The sequence below is a fragment of the Brevibacillus sp. 7WMA2 genome (genome assembly GCF_010748895.1).
Taxonomy (GTDB): domain Bacteria; phylum Bacillota; class Bacilli; order Brevibacillales; family Brevibacillaceae; genus Brevibacillus_B; species Brevibacillus_B halotolerans.
In genome coordinates this window covers 3,482,941-3,504,610 of the sequence record NZ_CP048799.1, presented here as the reverse complement: position 1 = coordinate 3,504,610, position 21,670 = coordinate 3,482,941, and the positions used below count along the sequence as shown (strand labels likewise).

Below are 21,670 nucleotides of genomic sequence, written 5' to 3'. Positions count from 1 at the left end.
ATTTTTTTCATAAAATAAACAAAAATCTGATAAAATAAGTATATAAATGTACGTAGGCTAATAAAAGTCTGAGTTTTTGTAAGGGCTTTCGTTGTACAGAAATGTACTGATTTGCTATAATTATGAAGAAATTCGAAGACCTACAGCACAATGGAGGGAAATAAGATGGATGCTATTTATGCAAACAATTATGTGATTGTAGCCATCTTTCTGCTTCTTGGTGTTTTGCTTCCAGTTGCCACGGTAAGCATCATTGGGCCTTTATTACGTCCTAATAAACCGAGCGCTGAAAAGCAAACAACATACGAGAGCGGAAATATCCCGATTGGAGACAGTTGGGTTCGTTTTAACGTAAAGTATTATATCTTTGCTCTACTGTTCGTTATTTTTGATGTAGAAACGTTGTTTTTGTATCCGTGGGCAGTAGCTTTTAATGAATTAGGGCTTTTTGCTCTCGTGGAAATGTGTATTTTCATTGTTCTTCTGATTATTGGACTGTTGTACGCATGGAGAAAGAAGGTGCTTGAATGGAATTAGATTTGAAAAGCATCGAACCAGATTTACAGGAAGAATTAAATCGGAATGTTCTGTTTACGAGTTTAGAGACATTAAAAGGATGGGTAAGAAGCAACTCGCTATGGCCGCTTACGTTTGGATTAGCCTGTTGTGGGATTGAAATGATGGGGACAGGCGGTTCTCACTATGACCTAGATCGATTCGGCGTCATTTTTCGCCCTTCTCCTAGACAGTCAGATGTGATGATTGTGGCTGGAACAGTAACCAAAAAAATGGCGCCATTATTAAGACGCTTGTATGATCAGATGCCAGAGCCAAAATGGGTTATTGCCATGGGTTCCTGTGCTACGGCGGGTGGTCCCTATATTAAATCGTATAGTGTAGTAAAGGGTGTTGATCAAATATGCCCTGTCGATGTTTATATTCCAGGTTGCCCGCCAAGTCCAGTTGCGTTGATCTATGGTATTAATAAATTGCAAGAAAAAATCCGCTATGAAGCAAAGACCGGAAAGCGGGTGGATCAGCAATGAGTGAAGAAAAAAGAAAGCCTACACCGGAAGAAAAGGCAGCAGCAGTGGCGGAAGCGAAGGCAAAAGCGGCGGCTGTAAAAGCTAAATTGGCACAGCAAGCAGAAGCGAATGTAGCTGATGAGGAAACAAACGAACCTCCAACACAAACAATGACACAAGATGAGCCCTCCTCTAGTTCTTCCGTACCCGATGAACAATCGATAGCGAAAGCAAAAGCGGCGGCAGCAGCAAAGGCCAAGGCAGCAGCGATGGCGAAAGCAAAGCTCGAAAGAAATATTACGACGGAAGCGAGTGAGGAGCTGGCTGTCCAAGAGAAGGGCTTACAAGCAAGTGAAGAGATGAACGCAGGACTACCTACAGAGGCTGATGCAGATGCCAAGGCTAAAGCAGCAGCGAAAGCAAAGGCAGCGGCGGCAGCAAAGGCGAAGGCGGCCGCGGCAGCAAAAGCAAAGCTTAAAAGTGGCGCTACGACTACAGAAAACCCTGCGCAGTCTATTCAAGAAAAAAATACACAAGCAAGTGAAGAAGTGACCACAGGACTACCAACAGAGGCTGATACAGATGCCAAGGCTAAAGCAGCAGAAAAAGCGAAAGCAGTAGCAGCGGCGAAAGCAAAAGCGGCAGCAGCCGCGGCGGCAAAGGCGAAAACAAGCGAAGAAACTGTAACAGCAGAAGTTCCCCCCTCAAAGAATCAACCCTACCTAGATCGTTTTGTACAAATCATTACAGAGAGATTTGGCAAAGAAAGCATCGAAGAATCCTACGTTAACACTTTATCAAAAGAAGTTCCCACCATGACGATAAAAAATCAGCTTTGGCAAGACATTGCACTCTTTTTAAAGCAGGAGTCAAGCTTACAATTTGATTACCTTTCCAACCTACACGGCGTCGATTATGAAGACCGGATGGAAGTCTACTATCATTTGTACTCGTATGCGCATCAGCAAAGCTTGGCCATTAAGGTGAAAACTACGCGTGAAGCACCATCTGTGGCTTCTGTTGTAGATGTGTGGCGAGGAGCAGATTGGAATGAGCGCGAAACATATGATTTGTTAGGAATCCACTTTATAGGACATCCCAATCTAGTTAGAATCATGATGCCAGATGAGTGGATTGGACATCCGTTGCGTAAAGATTATGAGCCTTTTGATGAGGGGGTATAACCTTGAGTACTCCAATGACGACTAGTATTCGCACAGAAGAAATGATCCTGAATGTTGGACCTCAGCATCCAAGTACCCATGGCGTATTTCGTTTAATTGTAAAGATAGACGGGGAAACCATTAAAGAGGCTATCCCTGTAATGGGCTATTTGCATCGTGGCACAGAAAAGCTAGCTGAGAATCTGACTTACACGCAAATCATTCCCTATACAGATCGACTGGACTATCTCTCGTCTATGACCAATAATTATGTGTTGTGTCATGCCGTTGAAACGATGATGGGACTAGAAATTCCGGAAAAGGCTGAGTATTTACGTGTAATTGTAATGGAGCTAAATCGTGTCGCTAGCCATTTAGTTTGGTGGGGCACCTTTCTTTTGGACATCGGGGCGATGGGACCATTTTTGTATGCGTTCCGTGATCGAGAAACCATTATTAATTTGTTCAATGAGATTTCTGGGGCACGTTTGACGTACAATTATATGAGAATTGGTGGAGTAAAATGGGATGCTCCTCCTGGATGGATTGATAAAGCAAAGACATTTGTTCAATATCTGAAAAAGGAATTAGCTAATTACCACCGTTTGGTGAGCGGGAATGAAATTTTTATTAGTCGATTAACCGGTATTGGTACGTATGATCGTCAAACGGCTCTTGATTATTCTCTGTCTGGTGTCATGCTTCGCTGTACGGGAGAGAACTGGGATATTCGTAAAAATGAGCCATATTCCATTTACGATCGTTTTGAATTTGATGTTCCTGTATCTACAGATGGGGACTGCATGGCTCGCTACCATTTGCGTCTCCAAGAAATTGAGCAATCACTGCGTATTTTAGAGCAAGCTCTAGATCAATTTCCTTCAGAAGGAGAGGTTATTGGTAAAGTTCCTCGGGTGATTCGGCCGCCAGCAGGAGAAGCATACGTACGAATTGAAGCACCACGTGGAGAATTAGGTGTGTATATAGCTAGTCAGGGTAAGGATAAGCCATGGAGAATGAAACTGCGAAGACCATCCTTTGTGAATTTGCAGATTTTACCTTCCTTATTGAAAGGTGTTAATATGTCCAATATGGTGGTCATTTTGGGTAGCATTGATATTGTGGTAGGGGAGGTAGATGCATAAATGACTAGTTGGCTCCAGCAAACCCCATCATTTACCAATGTTTTACTGTTCTCCATGGCCGCAATAGTGTTACTGTTAGTGGTGCTTGCCTTTGTTACATATGCGATCTATTTTGAACGAAAAGTAATTGGCTGGATGCAATTGCGCTATGGTCCTAATCGTGTAGGTCCACTAGGTCTTTTACAAACGGTATCTGATGTTGCCAAATTGCTTATTAAAGAAGATACTCGACCCAAAAATGCAGACCACGCCCTGTTTACACTTGCCCCTATATTGGCGTATGCTCCTGCGTTTGCGGTACTGGCGGTTATGCCATTTACGGATAAGCTACAATTTGCCGACTTAGGGATTGGGGTCTTGTATTACATTGCCTTGTCTGGTATTTCAGTCATGGGTGTCATTACTGCTGGATGGGCTTCTAATAATAAATATTCCTTAATCGGCGGCATGCGTTCCGCAGCGCAGATGATTAGCTATGAGGTGCCGCTGGTTATGTCAGTTGTGGGTGTTGTGTTAATGACTGGCAGCCTTAATCTAAAAGATATCGTCTATGCACAGCAGGACATGTGGAATATTATTCCGCAAATCTTAGGATTTGGTGTATTCTTAATTGCAGCACAGGCGGAATTGAATCGTTCCCCATTTGATTTGCCAGAAGCTGAGTCGGAGCTTGTCGCAGGGTATCATGTGGAGTACTCTGGCTTCCGTTTTGCCATGTTTATGTTATCTGAATACGTGTACATGTTTGGCATGGGGGCATTGATTACCATTCTGTTTTTGGGAGGATGGCTGCCTATTCATCCGAGCTTGAGCTTTATTCCGCCGATTATTTGGTTTATCCTTAAATTTATGTGCTACGTATTTTTGCAGTTCTGGATTAGGGCTACGATGCCGCGATTCCGTGCAGACCAATTAATGGGCTTTGCTTGGAAAGGGCTTCTACCAATCGCTCTATTGAATATCTTGCTTACGGCTGTAGTCATCTCATTTCAAAAAGGTTTTATATAGAGTTTTAGCTAAAAGCTATCTATTTTGATAATGAGGAGGAATTTACGTGCTAGGATTTGCCAAAGGACTAGGATACACGCTCAAAAAGCTGTCTGAGAAGAAGTTAACGACGATGTACCCAGATGTACCCTTCCAGATGCCGCCTCGATTCCGAGGAATCCAGCATTTCTCTCCGGAAAAATGTATCGTGTGCAATCAGTGTGCCAGGGTCTGTCCGACTGAGTGCATTCAGTTAACGGGGAAGCCGCACCCTGATCCCGAGAAAAAAGGCAAAATCATTGATACCTATGATATTAACTTTGAAATCTGTATTTTATGCGATCTATGTACGGAGGTCTGTCCAACAAATGCAATCGTCATGACTAATAATTTTGAGCTGGCAGTGTATAGTCGAGATGAATTGTACAAGGATTTAAAATGGTTGGACGATAACAATACCAATGTGAGGGAGGAAAACTAATTGATAAGCGGGTCGTATGCCGTGTTCTTTATACTGGGCCTTCTGACCATTGGTGGGGCGATTTTTATGATTAACTTTAATCGAGTGGTTCACATGGTGATCTCTATTGGGGTAACGTTTATTAGTATCGCAGGTTTGTTTGTGCTGCTTGGTGCTGAATTCGTTGCTGTTTCCCAAATACTGGTTTACTCAGGGGCTATCTCGATTCTGATGTTATTCGGAATCATGCTGACAAAGCACAATGCGACAGAAGAAGGGAAAAAAAGAAGAGCACGGTTTTGGTTTAGCTTGGCAGGAGTTGTGACGTTGTTTACAACGATTTTTATGGCTATTCAAAACACAAATTGGTCTTCTGTGCCGGCAAGAACCCCCAATCCATCTGTTAGTAACGTCAAGGAAATCGGAATCGAAGTATTTACAAAGTTCGTTATTCCATTTGAATTGCTGTCCGTGCTGTTACTAGTAGCTTTGGTAGGCGCAATCGTGTTGGCTAAGAAAGAGGAGGAGTAACACAGATGGATATTCATATCTCTTCTTATTTGCTTGTTGCCCTCATTTTATTTTGTGTTGGGCTGTTCGGAGCATTGACCAAACGAAATGCCATTATCGTCTTGCTCTCCATTGAGCTTATGCTGAATGCTGTAAATATTAATTTAGTAGCATTCTCGAAATATGGTTTGCATGCGGCTGTTACTGGTCAAATATTCACTTTGTTTACCATGACGGTAGCTGCGGCAGAGGTGGCTGTTGGGATTGCAGTATTGATCGCTCTCTATCGTAATCGTGATACGGTGAACGTTGACGAGATGGATAAATTAAAAGATTAACCAGGAAAAAGGATAGGTGAAAATATGGAAACAAGTATGCAGTACGCTTGGCTCGTACCGCTTTTTCCTCTGATCGCTTTTGCCATCATCCTCTCGTTCGGACGGCAATTAAAAGAGGGAGCGGGGTACATAAGCATTCTATTGACGGCGGCATCTCTGGTGCTGGCTTGTATTACGTTCGTGGCTCGTTTTCAGGAAGGGGCACAGGATTACGTACTCAGCATTAAATGGCTCCAAGTAGGGGATTATGTCATTCCTGTAGGCTTTGAAGTCAATCAATTAAACGCCATGATGCTGGTGATCGTTTCCGTTGTGAGCTTGTTAGTACAGATTTATTCACGTGGATATATGCAGGGAGATCAGCGTTTTCCTGTTTTTTATCAATATTTAGCGCTATTTACCTTCTCCATGCTTGGTTTGGTGATCTCACCAAATCTTCTACAACTCTACATCTTTTGGGAGTTGGTGGGTGTTTGTTCTTTCCTTTTGGTAGGGTATTACTACTTTAAACCAGAGGCTAAGGCGGCGGCCAAAAAAGCTTTTATCGTTACTCGAATAGGTGATGTTGGATTATTCATTGCCATTTGCCTGCTGTTTTGGCAAACTGGACGCTTTGAATTTGATAATATTTTTACGGCTATTCAGGGCGGGAAAGTGGAACCGTTTATCATTACCTTGGCTGCTATTCTCATTTTTGTCGGGGCGGCAGGAAAATCAGGTCAATTCCCGCTCCATACATGGTTGCCTGATGCGATGGAAGGCCCAACCCCTGTGTCTGCTTTAATACATGCGGCTACAATGGTAGCGGCTGGGGTATATCTGGTTGCGACAACATTTCCACTATTTATTGAGTCGCCAATCGCCTTAGACGTAGTGGCATATGTTGGTGGATTTACGGCCATTTTTGCCGCCTCTATTGGACTCACGCAACGTGATATGAAACGTGTTCTTGCCTACTCTACAGTTAGTCAGCTTGGCTTTATGATGATGGCCTTGGGAGTAGCGGGGGCGGCGGGTTATGTGGCAGGAACCTTTCATCTGATGACGCATGCTTTTTTTAAAGCATTATTATTCCTTGCCGCGGGTAGCGTGATACATGCGGTACACACTCAGGATGTATTTAAAATGGGTGGGTTATCGAAACGTATGCCGGTTACATCCGTTGTTTTTTTGATTGGTTGTCTTGCTATAGCTGGTATCCCTCCCTTCTCTGGCTTCTGGTCGAAGGAAGAGATTTTTGGAGCGGTGTATGCAGCCGGACGATATGACTTATTAATCATTGCGATTGTCGCTGCATTCTTTACCGCTTTTTATATGTTCCGTTTGTATTTTCTTACGTTTAGAGGAGCGCCTGCTTCTGAAGGGGCTAAAAAAGCATATGAATCACCAAGTGTCATGACGATTCCGATGCTCCTGCTAGCTTTGCTGGCAATTGGTGCCGGGTTTATTAATCTACCGAATGCACCTATGCTAGGGGAATGGATGATGAGTGGCTCTGTCGGTCAGTTCATTATTGATAAATTTGGAGAGGAAGCTGGGCATAGTGCATTATGGTTGCAGATTGTAGCTGTAATCATTTCGTTGTTTGGAATAGGACTCGCTTATCTGATGTATGGCAAAAAAAATCTGCCAACCGATATTATATCCGAACAACTGCCATGGCTTTATCAGCTTTCGTACCGTAAATTTTACATGGATGAGCTCTATACATTTGTATTTATTCGTCCGCTAAAAGGTATTGGTCTTGCTTTTAACTGGCTGGATCACTACATCATTGGTGGTCTGGTTAGAAGCATTGGCGGATTGACCAACATGGTTGGAAGGTTACTAAGTTGCTTACAGTCCGGTCAGATGCAGACCTATGGCTTTGTAGTCTTGCTGGGGCTCGTTGTTCTAATGGTCAGTCTTACGGCGCTAGGAGGTGTTCCTTTTGTTAAATAGCTATCTGTTATCACTCCTGACGTTTTCGCCTATTCTGGCTCTCCTGATCTTATTGTTCGTTCCGAAGCAGCAGGTTAGTATTGTTAAACAAATTGGAGTCTTAGGAACGTTGGTGCCGTTGATTCTGGCATTCATGATGTTTGGTGCCTTTGACTATCAACAGAGAGGCAATCAATTTGAGGAACATGCGACATGGATTCAAATACCTGCGTCCATCACGGCCGATCAAGAGCTATACAATTTGCATATTGATTATGAAATGGGTGTAGATGGAATTTCCATGCCTTTGATCCTGATGACAGCTATTATTGGAACACTAGCGGCCGTAGCCTCGTGGGGGGTAAAAAAGAGGGCGAAAGAGTATTTTGTGTTCTTTCATCTATTATTGATCGGGATGTTTGGGGTTTTTGCTGCTCAGAATTTGCTCTTGTTCTTCTTGTTCTTTGAGATAACTCTGGTAGCTATGTATTTCCTGATTGGGATTTGGGGTTATACAGATCGAGAAAAAGCGGCAAACCGTTTTCTTCTATATAACGGGGTTGGCTCAGCTCTCATGTTGGTCGGATTTATCACGTTGTTTTTTGTGAGTGCAATCGTGACACAAGAACCAACTATGAGCATTCCCGTCCTGACAGAAGCACTAACCTCTCCGAACAATGCGTTTATTGAACATGTTCCAGAGACGTTCCGTTGGGGATTGTTCCTGGTGCTATTTATCGCTTTTGGAATTAAGCTTCCGATTTTTCCTTTCCATACGTGGATGCTAAGAGTGCATGTTCAGGCTCCACCGGCTATCGTCATGATTCACTCCGGTATCCTCTTAAAAATGGGCGCATATGGGCTGTTACGCATGGGGATTGGATTTTTTCCCGAAACAGTTCAATATTTTGCGACAGGAATGGCAATTCTGGGGTTAGTTAATATTTTGTACGGGGCAGCGCTTGCCTTTGTCCAAAAGGATCTGAAAATGGTGTTAGCCTACTCCAGTATTAGCCACATGGGTATTATCTTATTAGGATTTGCTTCTATGAATCAGTTTGGTTTTCAAGGAGCTTTATTCCAAGTGATATCACATGGCTTTATTTCAGCGCTCATGTTCTTTTTAGTGGGCATCATTTGGGACCGCACGGGTACTTCTCAGCTGGATCAGCTAGGGGGATTAGCTAAATCAATGCCTTTCGTAAGTGGCGTTTTCCTTGCGGCTGGGATGGCTTCCTTAGGATTGCCTGGGATGTCGGGCTTTATCAGTGAGTTTTTTGCTTTCCTAGGTCTATTTGCGAGTCAGCCTGTTTTAGCGGCGATTGGTTCCTTAGGTATTATCTTTACTGCAGTCTATGTGTTGCGTGCCGTGCTGGCGATAACCTATGGACCGACAAAAGAAAAGCATCTGGATTTGGCCGATGCACAGCCGATGGAGGTAATTCCGATTGTTGTATTGCTTGGTTTTATCATCCTGATCGGTGTTTATCCAGCGATGTTAAGCAATCCCTTGCAAGAAACGCTTAAAAACATTGTCATCCATGTGACGGGAATAGGAGGGTAAACGATGGACGTAAAAGATATTTTTTCCTATAACTGGAGCTATCTCCTGCCCGAGTTTACGATTCTTGGTTTTGCCACTGTCCTGTCCATAGTTGACTTGATTGCAGGTAAGCGTCTGAATCGAACGATCATGGGTTGGCTATCACTATTAGGCGTGCTTATAGCTGGGTATTTTATTGTATCTAATGTGACCTCGCTCAAAGAACCTGTCATATATATGGCAGATATGATGCGTGTTGATCATTTTGGTAGTGCATTTAAACTGATATTGTTAGCTGGGGTCGCGTTTGCTTTACTAATGTCGATCAGCTATATAAAGAAAACAGATGAGGTTGTCCATTCTGGAGAGTTCTACTATTTGATGCTAATGGGGCTAGTTGGGTGTATGGTGATGGCCTCTTCGGCTGATTTAATCACGTTATTCGTAGGGCTAGAGCTACTCTCTTTGGCATCGTATATCATGGTCGGTATGCGGAAAAAACGGACCGACAGCAACGAAGCTGCCTTTAAATACGTGGTAGCAGGGGGGATTGCTACAGCTGTTACGCTGTTTGGAATGTCCTATCTATACGGATTTAGCGGTACAACCAATCTGTACGAAATGACCCAACGTTTGTCGGAAGCCTACCAAAGTGGATTCGGTCCAATGATTTTAATCGGTTTTGTCTTTCTCGTGGCAGGTTTGACGTATAAAATCTCAGCGGTACCTAATCATATGTGGGCACCTGATGTGTATCAGGGAGCCGCTACGCCAGTTACTGCTTTTTTGGCAGTCGTTTCCAAGGGGGCTGGTTTTGCGCTCCTCATTCGCGTGATGATTTTAAGCTTTGCTGGGCTATTTAATCAAGAAACCAATCAAAGCGTCTTTGGTGGGATGCTATGGCTTCTATCTATCGTTGCCGGCTTGTCTATGATTGTCGGAAATACGCTGGCGCTACGACAAAAAAATGTGAAGCGTCTCATGGCTTACTCTGGGATAGCCCAAGCAGGTTACCTGTTAGTACCATTGGTTATTTTGCATCAGACCTTCTTTTTTGAACAAATCATTTTCTACCTAGTTGCCTATCTGATGATGGCTTTTGGTGCTTTTGCACTGATTATGGTGGTGACAGAGGATAGAAAAACACAGGATATTAAAGCCTTTGCCGGTTTATACCATCGTTCTCCGTTGGCGGCAGTGGCTATGACACTATTCTTGCTTTCATTAGCAGGCATTCCTATTTCCGCTGGCTTCTTTGGGAAGTTTTATATTTTCCTAAGCGCAATTGGCAGCGGTAGCTTCTGGCTGGCAGGAATCATGCTTGCGACGAGTGTCGTTTCTTATTATTACTACTTTGGAATCATTCGACAGATGTATATGAGAGCTGGAGAGACAGAGGAGACATTACGATTGCCAATAGGAGTAACAATCATTGTAGTGCTGGCGGCGCTTGGAACCTTTGTCTTCGGACTTGTGCCAGAGGTTCTCATCCAGTACATCCATACTCACTTTAATCCAATGTTTAATTGGGGCGATATGCTGTAAGCAAGAATGTCAGGGAATAGAGAAAACACAGAGGATGGCTATCGGCTGTCCTCTTTTTATTAGAAAAAAGCGTATGTTTGTTCTGTCCTACTAATGGATCAGAGGCTGAGAAATCGTTAATTTTTTTACTACCTATAAAGTTTCTAACATCTCTATGATATCTAGCGCCTTTTCCTTTCAATGCCAACAGGTCTATGGTAAAGTAGTAAAAGAATTCACGCAGGGAAACATTACAAAAATGGAAAATGAGTTTATAGAAAGAAGTGAGAGTTTTGTTGCTCGGTTCAAATGGACTTTACTCCTTGATGATGATTCTTATTTCTGTCATCTGTATAGGTATTAGCTGGTGGGCTATACAAGCTTTTCGCTTTGATCTATTTGTAAAACGTGCAGATAGTGCCCAAACCAAGCTGTTACAAATCTTGCTTTCCATTGTTATCGGACATGGAGTAGCACGTTTTTTCATGGACTATTTAGGTTATTCTCTGTTACTGAATCAATTGTTTCAGTAGATTGGTATAACCCTCCAATTTTACGTACACAATGACTATTAAGATATAGAAAAAGTGTACGGGGAGAGGGAAAGAATGAAAAAGCATATATCTATGGTCTATGTTGTCTTGTTGTGTATTGGGCTGTTTGTTGCAAGTGGCTTTTCCTATTGGACACAAGTAACCAAAGCATCTGTGGCAGCGCAGTTAATAGAAGCTGCCGAAGCCACTGAGGCTACCATAACCGACATTGAGTATCGGACCAGTATACAGCTTGCAACTCTTAGCACGGCTACAGAGTTTCTTTCTCTCGGTCATGAATGGAGCGGTATTCTGGGGATACCTTCTGCACAAGCAGTAACCGCAGAGGGAAAACAGCTCATCTATCAAACCGAAGGAAAAGTGGGTCAAACCAAGCTTCATATTCGCTTGATAGGATTACCTGAGCCCCATAACATCAGCGTATATTTGGTGATCTCGTTGGAAGGGAAGCGGATTCATGCGCAAGATATGGAAAGAGCGTATGAAAAAGTTGTGGCTGAGACCAAAAGAAGGGGTCTGATTCCGCAATTTAGCACTTGTATTCGCGGAATATACAATGATACACTGAGTGATGGTTGGCAGGAGGCTAGGATTAATAAGGTTTTTGCCCTCCTCCAAGCACAAGAAGTTGAGCGATTACAGGATGAATCTGTGACTAGTATTTCGGGCTTTACCGCGCAATGGAAGCCGTATATAATAACCAACGATCAGAAAATGAATGTGCAAGTAGCGACACATGTGGATTCGTTGAACCAATTGACTAGGATCACCTTAGGGACACCTATCATCACAGCGGAATACTAAGCACGCGGAGGGGTATAACATTGGAAAAAATTATTGTCCGCGGTGGTAAGGCATTAGCAGGAAACGTAAAGGTTTCTGGTGCGAAGAATGCGGTTCTACCGATTATTGCTGCATCTATTTTGGCAGAAGAAGGAATATCTATCATTCATGACGTTCCTGGATTGGATGATGTCCATACAATTTGTGAATTGCTTAAAACCCTGCAAATTGACATTACATATCAAAATGAAATGTTAACCATTAATGCGACTGATTTAAAGGGTGTAGAAGCGCCTTATGAATTGGTACGCAAAATGAGAGCATCATTCCTTGTGATGGGACCTTTGCTTGCGCGTAAAGGAAAAGCTCGTATTGCGTTGCCTGGTGGATGTGCGATTGGTACGCGTCCAATTGATCAGCACCTTAAAGGTTTTGAAGCGATGGGTGCTAAAATTGAGATTGGCCAAGGATTTATTGAAGCGAATGTTAATGGTCGCCTGCAAGGAGCAAAAATCTATCTGGATGTTGCGAGTGTAGGGGCTACTGAAAATATTATGATGGCTGCATGTCTAGCTGAAGGAACAACAATTATTGAAAATGCAGCAGAAGAGCCAGAGATTGTGGATTTGGCTAACTTCTTAAATGGCATGGGCGCTAAAATTCGTGGAGCTGGTACAGGTTCCATTCGAATTGAAGGCGTAGAGAGCATGAAGGGCTGCACACATTGTGTGATCCCTGACCGCATTGAAGCCGGAACCTTCATGGTGGCAGCAGCTATTACAGGTGGAGATGTGTTTATTGAAGGGATTATTTCCGATCATGTCAAATCTGTAACTGCTAAGCTTCGTGAAATGGGTGTTACTGTTGATGAACAAGAAAATGGCATTCGTGTTACTCGCAAGGGTTCATTGAAAGCAGTAGACTTGAAAACATTACCGCATCCAGGGTTTCCAACTGATATGCAGTCGCAAATGATGGCGTTACAGCTTGCTTCGGAAGGGACAAGCATTATTACGGAAACTGTATTTGAAAATCGTTTCATGCATGTCGAGGAATTTAGACGCATGAGCGCTAATATCAAGATTGAAGGTCGCAGTGCTATTGTCGAAGGGAATGTGCCACTCACTGGTGCTAAAGTGAGTGCTACTGACCTGCGTGCCGGTGCTGCACTGATTTTGGCTGGACTGATTGCTGAAGGTGAGACAGAAGTAGGCGGCTTGCATCACCTTGACCGAGGTTATGTGAACTTCACTGAAAAATTGCAAATGCTAGGTGCAAATGTAAAGCGTGTGAAGGTAGAAGAGCAAGTAGCTCCAAGCTCTGAAAAAGTAACAGCGAAAGCCTTGAAAGTAAATCTATCTCCTAATTTTGCGTAACGTATAAATTAGGCTGGATAGGTCTGGGAATCCCTTGCCTTTTGGTGAGGGATTTTCTACATTTGTACTGGGATGAGTTCGAAACCCGTGGTAAGATGATGGATAAGCAAAAAAAACTGATAACAAAATCAGCATGTAATGGATGGGAGAAGAAGATCATGGAGACTGTGAAAAGCAAAAAACTGCTAATGCTCCTGGAAGAAAATTGCCGACTGAGCAATAAACAACTTGCACTCTTGTTGGATAGTACAGAAGAAGAGATTGAAGCAGAGATTAAGCGTCTGCAATCTGAGAAGATTATTGTGAAATATCCAGCACTGATCAACTGGGATCGTGTTGAGGATAATCATAATGTAACAGCCATGATTGATGTGAAAGTAACACCGATTCGTGAGGTTGGTTTTGAAAAGGTAGCAGAGCGCATCTCGCGTTTTCCTGAAGTAAAGGCCGTATACCTGATGTCAGGAGCTGGCTATGATATTTCAGTAGTATTAGAAGGCAAAACAATGCATGAGGTTGCTAACTTTGTTACGAAGAAATTAGCTGTTTTAGATAACGTTGTTTCTACAGCGACTCACTTTATTTTGAAGCGCTACAAGCACGATGGTACCATTTTAGAAGATAATGATGACGATCGCAGGATGGTGGTAACGCCATGAGTCAGGTGACTAATAAAAGCCGTTTGTCAGCCATCGTAGGAGAACTTAAACCTTCTGGCATTCGCCGCTTTTTTGATTTGGCAGCTTCTATGGAAGGTGTCATTTCTCTAGGGGTAGGAGAGCCTGACTTCGTGACGCCTTGGCGTATTCGTGAGGCATCTATCTCTTCTTTGGAATGCGGCTATACGGCTTATACCTCCAATGCAGGACTCATGGATTTGCGAAAAGAGATTCAGCGCTACACAGAGGAGCTAATCGGTGTTTCCTACGACCCTGCCAAAGAAATTATGGTGACAGTAGGAGCGAGTGAAGCGATTGATATTGCGCTGCGAGCGATTATTAATCCAGGTGACGAGGTGCTAATTGTTGAGCCATGCTATGTTTCCTACGAGCCTGTCATTCGTTTGGCTGGTGGAGTGCCTGTCTTTTTACACACGTACGCAGAAAACCAATTTAAACTGACACCACAGGAACTAGAAGCCAAAATTACGGAGAAAACTCGCGCGATTATTTTTTGTTATCCGAACAATCCGACTGGCAGCATTATGAGCTTGGAGGAATGGAAGGAATTAGAGCCGATCTTAACCAAGCATGATTTACTCGTTCTCTCTGATGAAATTTATGCTGAGCTAACCTTTGACCAAAAGCATGAGAGTATTGTGAGCTTACCAGGGATGAAGGAGCGTACGATTCTGATTTCTGGATTCTCTAAATCTTTTGCTATGACAGGCTGGCGTCTAGGTTATGTATGTGCTCCGGAAGATTTATTGCAGGGTATGTTAAAAATCCATCAATATACGATGCTTTGTGCCCCGATTACTGGACAGATGGGAGCCCTAGAAGCCTTGCGTGGAGGGCGTGACGATGTAGATCGTATGGTAGAGAGCTATGGCCAACGCCGTAACTTTGTTGTCAAAAGCTTCTCTGAAATGGGACTTTCATGCCATAGACCAGCGGGAGCCTTCTATGCTTTCCCATCTATCGCTTCTACTGGATTAGCATCCGCTGAATTCGCAGAGCGTTTGCTAATGGAAGAAAAGGTAGCAGTTGTTCCAGGCGATGTATTTGGTACTAGTGGAGAGGGATATATTCGTTGCTCATACGCCACATCCTTTGAACAATTGGAGAGGGCGCTAGAGCGTATGGGTCGCTTCGTAGACCGTCTCTCTTAACTTGCTTTTTCTAATCTTGTAAATCGTTCTATCCTCTTGCCTTCATTCATAGACTAGTACAGCAGCAGGTTGTCTAGTTGAAAAGGCAGGGGGATTTTTTATGAGGCGTTACCTTCTTTTTCTCATCTTCGCTCTACCGATTCTCCTTGTTTTTGTACCGGCGGCTCTAGTCATGTATCACACGCCCGATCCAGCAGTAGCCCCTGTTGTGATGGTGGAACAGCAGGGTGAATCCTATTCGGACAACCAGCCTCAGATAAATGTCTTTCGTAGCAAATCAAATAAGATTGAAAAAATGCCGCTAGAGACGTATATCGAGGGTGTGGTTGCGGCGGAAATGCCAGCCGAATTTGAGCTAGAGGCACTGAAAGCCCAAGCAATGGCAGCTCGAACCTATATTGTCCGACGATTGGCGGATGGTGATTTTAAAGACGTACCTAAGGGGGCGCATGTTCTTGATACAGTGAGGCACCAAGCCTTCTTAGGAGAAGCAGAGCGAAAGAAAATGTGGGGAAAGCAGTATGAGTGGAAGCAAAATCGGATTCATCAAGCTGTTAAAGGTACTATTGGCAAAGTACTAACCTATGAAGGTAAGCCAATTGAAGCTACCTTTTTTTCAACCAGTAATGGATTTACCGAGAATGCAGAGGATTACTGGTCATCCCGCATTCCCTATTTGCAGAGTGTAGCTAGTCCTTGGGATATTGATTCTCCTAGGTATGAACAAAGCGTTCAGATTCCAATTGAACAATTTCAACAAAGGCTAGGTGTAATGATTGTAGCGACTGCTTCTGATGGCCATTGGTATTCCATTGAGGAGCGAACAGCCGGTAACCGGATTGGACGTATTAAAGTAGGGGAAAAGGAGTTTAGCGGAAAGGAAATAAGAGAAAAACTGCGTTTATCCTCTAGTTCATTTTCTATGAAAATCAAACAAGGAAATGTAGTGATCACCACAAAAGGCTACGGTCATGGAGTAGGCATGAGTCAATGGGGAGCCAATGGCATGGCGAAAGCAGGTAAATCAGCAGAGCAGATCGTGAAATACTACTATAAAGGAATTACCCTGCAAGATTATCAGAAGGTTATGAAAGTATAAGGTGTGAGAAAATTTTTTTAGTTTTCCCTTGTTTCTCAGGTTTATACGTCAAAAAACTGGCGATACTGAGGGATGAGGTGATCAAAATGGAAGATAAAAGAAATCAAAAACAACCTGTTTCTATGAAAAAGTCAACATGGAGAAGTATCCTAGGCAAAAAATGGGCATTCCCAGCTATCTACATCGGTACAGCAGCAATTATCCTAGCATTCGTGATGTGGTATCAAGGAAGCTTACTAAATCAAGCAACCAAGACTCCACAACAAATTGACAAGGTGACGGTAGTCAATGGTGAAAACAAACCAGCTACTGTTCATGAGAACGAGGAAGCTGTTGCGGTCAACAACACGACACCGACACTTGCGTGGCCGGTAGCAAAAGAAGTCATGTATGAGATTGGCATGGGTTTCTTCAATGAAGAAGCGAATGCTGATGAACAATCTAAGTCATTAGTCAAATTTAACGATTCTTTCGTACCGCATACAGGGATTGATTTAATCTCTACGAACGGTAAAGGATTTGATGTAGCAGCTGCTGGTGACGGGAAAGTTATGAAAGTTTACAATGATCAATTGGTAGGAAATTTAGTGGAAATCGAGCATGCCAATAAGCTCGTAAGTGTATATCAGAGCTTGGAGAAAGTTACCGTGAAGGAAAATGATGAAGTTAAGCAAGGGCAGGTCATCGGTACAGCAGGGCGTAATGTATTTGAGAAGGATGCAAAAGCACATCTCCACTTTGAAGTTCGCATGGATGGAAATTCCATTGATCCGCACAAGTTTTTAAAAGAAGCACAACCGCAATAAACGGAAAATGTTTCAGTACACCTGTCGCATAGCCTTAGGAAAAAAAGGGTTGGGAGAAATCTCAGCTCTTTTTTTATGGCAGGTCTGTTGTTGTGTAAAAGCAGCCAAACCCTAGATGTGGTGCGGATAATTGCCTAGCTAGTGTACAACCCCTCAAAAAAAGATGGGTACTTGTTGGCTTGTCACATGAGGATATGTAGAATATGTGTCCCCCTCAACCCATATATTGTATCAGACAATTTGATGCTGGGAGGCGAGGGGCGTGCACGATTACATCAAAGAGCGAACCATTAAAATAGGTAGATATATTGTGGAAACGCGCAATACGGTTCGCATGATCGCCAAGGAGTTTGGAGTGTCCAAAAGTACGGTCCACAAGGATTTGACGGAAAGGCTGCCAGAGATCAATCCCGAACTGGCTAACCAAGTAAAAGAGATTTTAGAATATCATAAAGCAATTCGTCATTTACGCGGTGGAGAGGCTACCAAAATCAAGTATAAGCGCAAGAATAAAAAGGCTCGCAGAGAGCAGGAAGAGAGTGTGTAAGAAATATTTTATCTAATGAAGGTTTTCCTTGTACATTTCCAAAATAATTCCTATAGTATTAGGTAGCAAGGTTAGTAAGTACAGGGAGGCCCTTTCATGTTGAGTAAAGATATTGGAATCGACTTAGGAACTGCCAATGTGTTAATTTATGTTAAAGGCAGAGGCATTGTTTTAGATGAACCGTCCGTAGTAGCAATAGATGATCATACCAAAAAAGTTTTGGCTGTCGGGAACGAAGCACATCGTATGGTCGGCCGTACACCAGGAAACATTATTGCGATTCGTCCTTTGCGTGATGGGGTTATAGCTGATTTCGAGATTACAGAAGCAATGTTAAAACACTTTATGGCTAAAATCGGAGCAAAAAGCTTTTTCGCGCGTCCTCGTATTCTTATCTGCTGCCCAACCAATATTACATCTGTTGAGCAAAAAGCAATCCGTGAGGCTGCTGAGCGAAGTGGAGGGGCACGTGAAGTGTTCATTGAAGAAGAACCAAAGGTGGCAGCTATCGGAGCTGGAATGGATATTTACCAACCATCTGGTAATATGGTAGTTGATATAGGCGGTGGAACCACGGATGTAGCGGTTCTATCCATGGGAGATATCGTCACCGCCTCATCGATCAAAGTAGCTGGTGATAAATTCGACCTAGCCATTATGAGGTACATAAAGAGTAAATATAAAATGTTAATCGGAGAACGGACGGCTGAAGACATCAAAGTACAGATCGGAACTGTCTATGGTTCACGCCAGGATGAAATGGACATCCGCGGACGTGATATGGTAAGTGGCTTGCCGCAAACCATCACGATTCGTTCGCAGGAGGTACAGATTTCCCTGGCTGAATCAGTGAGTCAGATCGTACAAGCTTCAAAAAATGTTTTAGAACGAACACCTCCAGAGCTTTCTGCCGATATTATTGATAAGGGAGTTTTCTTGACCGGCGGAGGAGCGCTCCTGCACGGTTTAGATCAAATGCTGATGGACGAGCTGAAGGTACCTGTATTGGTTGCAGAAGAACCCATGAACTGCGTAGCCAAAGGAACAGGCTTGATGCTTGATTATCTGGATAAACTTCCTAGTCGTAAAAAGTTTTTTGGATAAGGAGGAGTTCTCTTGATTAGAGGGCTATACACGGCCGGCTCCGGCATGGTGGCATTGCAGAACCGTCAAGAGGCGTTGGCTAACAATTTGGCCAACATAAATACACCAGGATACAAACAGAATGAGGGCGTGCTACGCTCGTTTCCTGAAGAGCTATTGATGCGTATGAATGATGAAGAAGGTCCCGAGGTAAAGGGCTACCCGAAGATTGACAGGCATTCGGTACAAATCGGCAGACTGCATCAAGGTGTCTATATGTCTGAATCGATTTCTAACTTTATTCAAGGCGATATTGCTGAGAGTAATAATCCGTATGATGTTGCTTTGACGGATAACCTGCCAATCCCGGAAAATGCCCCCCTCTTTAATCGGAAACCAGTTCAGCCTAAGCTATTTGTTAGTGTAGCTAAATTGGAAAACGCAAACGGGACGGCAACAGCGGAACAAATTCGCTATGGACGCAATGGGAATTGGAATGTAAATACCCAAGGATATCTGGTGAATTCTGATGGCTACTATCTGTTAGGCAATGATAATCGTCCTATTCAGATTAGCGATGACACGGGTCTATTAGATGGGAAAATAACGATTGATGCTGATGGACTCATTCACCTGTCAGACGGTACGACACGTCAATTAGGACTTGTAAAAGCAAATAATCCTTTTCAAATGGTGCGCGAGGGAAACAATGTATTTCGTCCGCAAAATCCTGAGGATGTACAAGCTCTTGAAGGCACTGACACTGGGCGCTATGCTATCCGACAAGGATGGATTGAGCGTGCCAATGTTGATCCAACCCGTACAATGACTGACATGATGACGGTAATGAGATCGTATGAAGCAAATCAGCGCGTAATTACCACATTGGACGGTACGATGGATAAAGCCGCAAATGAAGTTGGACGTGTAACCTAATAGAAAAGGGGAGCCTGCATGCAATCATTAAATATTTCTACATCTGCCCTGCGTGCTGTCCAACAGGTGCTTGACGTTACATCAAATAACATTGCTAATGTGAACACTGTAGGTTTTAAGGGGAGCAGCGCAGATTTTTCCGAGTTGTTGTCAGACACTATGGACAAACAACCAGTTACGGATCAAGTCAATCGTAATACACCAGCGGGCATCTCTATTGGAAGCGGTGTGAAGCTGGGCATGACCCGCACCAGTCTAAAGCAAGGTGGAGTGCTTACGACAGAAGCTCCCACTGACCTTATGATTGAAGGCGACGGCATGTTTATAGTCCGCAAGCAAATGATGGATGAAAACGGACAAGTCATTTTCCGCAATGGACGCCCTGCGGAAGAGTATTATGCAACACGTAATGGTAATTTCCATTTGCAAAAGAATGCAAATGAGCGGTATAATCTGCTAACGGCTACTGGTGAAGTGCTTGTCGACGCTTCAGGTATTGAAATTGACATCGATGACCCGCAAGGCGGGCAAATTACTGTCAACGATCACGGTGAAATCCTTGTTAATGGAAAGTCAGCATCTATCAGTACAATTCCTTTATTTAAGATTAAAAACCAAGATCGATATGAGCGAGTAGGTCAAAATAATCTACGTATTACGAATAACGCCGCTGATTTGGCAGGTATGACCAGAATTGATTATGCTAGTGGTGAAGGTCAACTGCGCCAAGGCATGCTGGAAACTTCAAACGTAGAGCTGAATCACGAAATGACTCAGCTTATGCTAGCTCAACGTGCCTACCAATTTAATGCACGTGCGCTATCAATTAGCGATCAGATGATGAGTACAGCAAATATGCTACGTAGCCGATAGGAAATTAGTAAGGAGGACCCCAAGCAGTGAACCAGGTGAGAGGACGTAACACACAACGTGAAGAGTTGGATGCAAAAGAGGTAAAGTCGAAAAAAGGTAGGAGCTTCCCAAGAGTGCTTGTAAAAGTAACCATGGTGCCTATCCTGTTATTTATCTCTCTTGCGATAGGCCTTGCTATCGGGTTTTCTGTCGTGGGAAAGATGCCTCTATCCCAAGCATTCCAGTTTGAGACGTACAAGCATATTTACGATTTGATGTTTTCAAATTAATAAAGTACAAGCATGATCAGATAGAAGTCCTTTTCTGTAGGGGAAGAGGGCTTCTTTTTTCATGATGAGGGTGCAAAATGGAATAGATTTGATTCCTTCCTTACTCCTAGTTGCTGTTTGTTCGCTGAAAAGGGTATAATGAGAAGTGCTTGTGTGAACATAAGATGAACGATTTTCTCTGGAAAATACTCTTCTCGCTCTTGTTACAGAGCCGGAATAAACGGAGGTATGCTCGGTGAATGTTCCTAATGCGTTAACTCTTTTACGCATCGCATTGGTCCCGATCTACCTGATTGTGTTCTTTTCCGACCATATTATCTGGGCCTATTTCATTCTTATCTTCGCAGGCCTTACGGATGTGGTGGATGGATATATAGCACGTACTTATAAAATGACTACTGCAACAGGTGAAATGCTCGATCCACTAGCCGATAAATTGATGATGTTAGCCGTTATCTTTTCGTTCTTGCTATCTGGTCGTATCAGCATTTGGGCTGCATCCGTATTCTTTTTACGAGATTTAGCAATGATTATTCTTTCTGCCTTTTTTCATTTTCGTGGAAAGAAGCTCGTATCGGCTAATATTTATGGGAAGGTAACCACCGTGTTATTTTATATCGTGTTTACTTCCATCATGTTTCAATACACATATGGTGAATTATTTTTATGGATCGTTATTTTGTTCTCCATTTTGACCAGTGCCATTTATTTAATGAAGGTATTATTGTTAAACAAGGATATAGGAGAAAAGAGCACTCCGTAACCGAAGTGCCCCTTTATAGGAAACCCTCGTCCTGATTGGGACAAGACAAGGGAGTACTTATATTGTAAGTAGATCGAACAACTCACATACATAGCATAGCTAGTGAAAATATGGAAGTGGAGGAAAGACGCGTGG

Annotated in this window: 24 protein-coding genes; all 24 read left to right on the top strand. The window is 43.1% G+C overall.

Annotation, left to right across the window (positions count from 1 at the left end; all coding sequences use genetic code 11):
- Positions 1–165: 165 nt before the first annotated feature.
- The 24 genes from GOP56_RS14710 to GOP56_RS14595 all read left to right on the top strand — a co-directional run bounded on the left by GOP56_RS14710 (position 166) and on the right by GOP56_RS14595 (position 21,535).
- Positions 166–537 (top strand): NADH-quinone oxidoreductase subunit A, encoded by a 372-nt coding sequence (locus tag GOP56_RS14710; protein ID WP_003334256.1) that lies wholly within the window; start codon positions 166–168, stop codon positions 535–537.
- Positions 528–1,046: a NuoB/complex I 20 kDa subunit family protein gene (locus GOP56_RS14705; protein WP_003334257.1), complete on the top strand. Its 519-nt coding sequence runs from the start codon at positions 528–530 to the stop codon at positions 1,044–1,046. Before GOP56_RS14710 ends, GOP56_RS14705 begins: the two co-directional genes overlap by 10 nt.
- On the top strand, positions 1,043–2,209 hold the full coding sequence (locus GOP56_RS14700) for an NADH-quinone oxidoreductase subunit C (RefSeq protein WP_163245935.1): 1,167 nt from the start codon (positions 1,043–1,045) through the stop codon (positions 2,207–2,209). The genes GOP56_RS14705 and GOP56_RS14700 overlap by 4 nt, the downstream gene beginning before the upstream one ends.
- Positions 2,210–2,223: 14 nt before the next feature.
- On the top strand, positions 2,224–3,333 hold the full coding sequence (locus GOP56_RS14695) for an NADH-quinone oxidoreductase subunit D (RefSeq protein WP_031309632.1): 1,110 nt from the start codon (positions 2,224–2,226) through the stop codon (positions 3,331–3,333).
- Positions 3,334–4,341, top strand: coding sequence for an NADH-quinone oxidoreductase subunit NuoH (nuoH, locus tag GOP56_RS14690; protein WP_022586158.1), 1,008 nt, complete (start codon positions 3,334–3,336; stop codon positions 4,339–4,341).
- A gap of 46 nt (positions 4,342–4,387) precedes the next feature.
- Positions 4,388–4,801 carry an NADH-quinone oxidoreductase subunit NuoI gene (nuoI, locus tag GOP56_RS14685; protein WP_003334261.1) on the top strand — a complete coding sequence of 138 codons (414 nt, stop codon included), beginning with the start codon at positions 4,388–4,390 and terminating at the stop codon, positions 4,799–4,801.
- Positions 4,802–4,804: 3 nt separating this feature from the next.
- The gene (locus tag GOP56_RS14680; RefSeq protein WP_031309634.1) at positions 4,805–5,311 is read left to right on the top strand and encodes an NADH-quinone oxidoreductase subunit J; all 507 of its coding nucleotides are present in this window, start codon (positions 4,805–4,807) and stop codon (positions 5,309–5,311) included.
- 5 nt (positions 5,312–5,316) lie between these two features.
- Positions 5,317–5,628 carry an NADH-quinone oxidoreductase subunit NuoK gene (nuoK, locus tag GOP56_RS14675; RefSeq protein WP_003334264.1) on the top strand — a complete coding sequence of 104 codons (312 nt, stop codon included), beginning with the start codon at positions 5,317–5,319 and terminating at the stop codon, positions 5,626–5,628.
- Positions 5,629–5,652: 24 nt separating this feature from the next.
- Positions 5,653–7,569 carry an NADH-quinone oxidoreductase subunit L gene (gene nuoL, locus GOP56_RS14670; RefSeq protein ID WP_163245934.1) on the top strand — a complete coding sequence of 639 codons (1,917 nt, stop codon included), beginning with the start codon at positions 5,653–5,655 and terminating at the stop codon, positions 7,567–7,569.
- Positions 7,559–9,112: a complex I subunit 4 family protein gene (locus GOP56_RS14665; protein ID WP_163245933.1), complete on the top strand. Its 1,554-nt coding sequence runs from the start codon at positions 7,559–7,561 to the stop codon at positions 9,110–9,112. The genes nuoL and GOP56_RS14665 overlap by 11 nt, the downstream gene beginning before the upstream one ends.
- 3 nt (positions 9,113–9,115) lie before the next feature.
- Positions 9,116–10,636 (top strand): NADH-quinone oxidoreductase subunit NuoN, encoded by a 1,521-nt coding sequence (nuoN, locus tag GOP56_RS14660; RefSeq protein ID WP_003334267.1) that lies wholly within the window; start codon positions 9,116–9,118, stop codon positions 10,634–10,636.
- A 272-nt stretch (positions 10,637–10,908) separates the two neighbouring features.
- Entirely contained in the window at positions 10,909–11,148 is a 240-nt protein-coding gene (locus GOP56_RS14655) for a DUF1146 family protein (protein ID WP_003342326.1), read from the top strand.
- Positions 11,149–11,223: 75 nt separating this feature from the next.
- Positions 11,224–11,973: a YwmB family TATA-box binding protein gene (locus tag GOP56_RS14650; protein WP_163245932.1), complete on the top strand. Its 750-nt coding sequence runs from the start codon at positions 11,224–11,226 to the stop codon at positions 11,971–11,973.
- Positions 11,974–11,993: 20 nt separating this feature from the next.
- Positions 11,994–13,328 carry a UDP-N-acetylglucosamine 1-carboxyvinyltransferase gene (murA, locus tag GOP56_RS14645; RefSeq protein ID WP_003334270.1) on the top strand — a complete coding sequence of 445 codons (1,335 nt, stop codon included), beginning with the start codon at positions 11,994–11,996 and terminating at the stop codon, positions 13,326–13,328.
- Positions 13,329–13,486: 158 nt separating this feature from the next.
- Positions 13,487–13,987, top strand: a complete 501-nt coding sequence (locus GOP56_RS14640) for an Lrp/AsnC family transcriptional regulator (protein ID WP_003334271.1) — start codon at positions 13,487–13,489, stop codon at positions 13,985–13,987.
- Positions 13,984–15,159: an aminotransferase gene (locus tag GOP56_RS14635; RefSeq protein WP_035318630.1), complete on the top strand. Its 1,176-nt coding sequence runs from the start codon at positions 13,984–13,986 to the stop codon at positions 15,157–15,159. Before GOP56_RS14640 ends, GOP56_RS14635 begins: the two co-directional genes overlap by 4 nt.
- A 100-nt stretch (positions 15,160–15,259) precedes the next feature.
- A complete protein-coding gene (gene spoIID / locus GOP56_RS14630; RefSeq protein WP_003342334.1) occupies positions 15,260–16,258 on the top strand; it encodes a stage II sporulation protein D in 999 nt (332 codons plus the stop codon).
- Positions 16,259–16,344: 86 nt separating this feature from the next.
- Entirely contained in the window at positions 16,345–17,064 is a 720-nt protein-coding gene (locus GOP56_RS14625) for a M23 family metallopeptidase (RefSeq protein WP_003342336.1), read from the top strand.
- 262 nt (positions 17,065–17,326) lie between these two features.
- Positions 17,327–17,611, top strand: a complete 285-nt coding sequence (gene spoIIID, locus GOP56_RS14620) for a sporulation transcriptional regulator SpoIIID (protein WP_003334276.1) — start codon at positions 17,327–17,329, stop codon at positions 17,609–17,611.
- Positions 17,612–17,707: 96 nt separating this feature from the next.
- Positions 17,708–18,715: a rod shape-determining protein gene (locus GOP56_RS14615; RefSeq protein ID WP_003334277.1), complete on the top strand. Its 1,008-nt coding sequence runs from the start codon at positions 17,708–17,710 to the stop codon at positions 18,713–18,715.
- Between the two features lie 12 nt (positions 18,716–18,727).
- A complete protein-coding gene (locus GOP56_RS14610) occupies positions 18,728–19,630 on the top strand; it encodes a flagellar hook-basal body protein (protein WP_121473067.1) in 903 nt (300 codons plus the stop codon).
- Positions 19,631–19,648: 18 nt separating this feature from the next.
- Complete coding sequence (locus GOP56_RS14605; RefSeq protein ID WP_003334279.1) at positions 19,649–20,503, top strand: flagellar hook-basal body protein; 855 nt, start codon at positions 19,649–19,651, stop codon at positions 20,501–20,503.
- A gap of 26 nt (positions 20,504–20,529) precedes the next feature.
- Positions 20,530–20,772: a DNA-directed RNA polymerase subunit beta gene (locus tag GOP56_RS14600; protein ID WP_022586165.1), complete on the top strand. Its 243-nt coding sequence runs from the start codon at positions 20,530–20,532 to the stop codon at positions 20,770–20,772.
- Between the two features lie 235 nt (positions 20,773–21,007).
- Positions 21,008–21,535, top strand: coding sequence for a CDP-alcohol phosphatidyltransferase family protein (locus GOP56_RS14595; RefSeq protein ID WP_003334281.1), 528 nt, complete (start codon positions 21,008–21,010; stop codon positions 21,533–21,535).
- The last annotated feature ends 135 nt before the right edge of the window (positions 21,536–21,670 follow it).

Bases quoted from the DNA above. Each gene is read 5' to 3' on its own strand.
- GOP56_RS14710 (WP_003334256.1), top strand. From the start codon at position 166: ATGGATGCTATTTATGCAAACAATTATGTGATTGTAGCCATCTTTCTG.
- GOP56_RS14705 (WP_003334257.1), top strand. From the start codon at position 528: ATGGAATTAGATTTGAAAAGCATCGAACCAGATTTACAGGAAGAATTA.
- GOP56_RS14700 (WP_163245935.1), top strand. From the start codon at position 1,043: ATGAGTGAAGAAAAAAGAAAGCCTACACCGGAAGAAAAGGCAGCAGCA.
- GOP56_RS14695 (WP_031309632.1), top strand. From the start codon at position 2,224: ATGACGACTAGTATTCGCACAGAAGAAATGATCCTGAATGTTGGACCT.
- nuoH (WP_022586158.1), top strand. From the start codon at position 3,334: ATGACTAGTTGGCTCCAGCAAACCCCATCATTTACCAATGTTTTACTG.
- nuoK (WP_003334264.1), top strand. From the start codon at position 5,317: ATGGATATTCATATCTCTTCTTATTTGCTTGTTGCCCTCATTTTATTT.
- nuoL (WP_163245934.1), top strand. From the start codon at position 5,653: ATGGAAACAAGTATGCAGTACGCTTGGCTCGTACCGCTTTTTCCTCTG.
- nuoN (WP_003334267.1), top strand. From the start codon at position 9,116: ATGGACGTAAAAGATATTTTTTCCTATAACTGGAGCTATCTCCTGCCC.
- GOP56_RS14650 (WP_163245932.1), top strand. From the start codon at position 11,224: ATGAAAAAGCATATATCTATGGTCTATGTTGTCTTGTTGTGTATTGGG.
- GOP56_RS14640 (WP_003334271.1), top strand. From the start codon at position 13,487: ATGGAGACTGTGAAAAGCAAAAAACTGCTAATGCTCCTGGAAGAAAAT.
- GOP56_RS14635 (WP_035318630.1), top strand. From the start codon at position 13,984: ATGAGTCAGGTGACTAATAAAAGCCGTTTGTCAGCCATCGTAGGAGAA.
- spoIID (WP_003342334.1), top strand. From the start codon at position 15,260: ATGAGGCGTTACCTTCTTTTTCTCATCTTCGCTCTACCGATTCTCCTT.
- GOP56_RS14625 (WP_003342336.1), top strand. From the start codon at position 16,345: ATGGAAGATAAAAGAAATCAAAAACAACCTGTTTCTATGAAAAAGTCA.
- GOP56_RS14615 (WP_003334277.1), top strand. From the start codon at position 17,708: ATGTTGAGTAAAGATATTGGAATCGACTTAGGAACTGCCAATGTGTTA.
- GOP56_RS14605 (WP_003334279.1), top strand. From the start codon at position 19,649: ATGCAATCATTAAATATTTCTACATCTGCCCTGCGTGCTGTCCAACAG.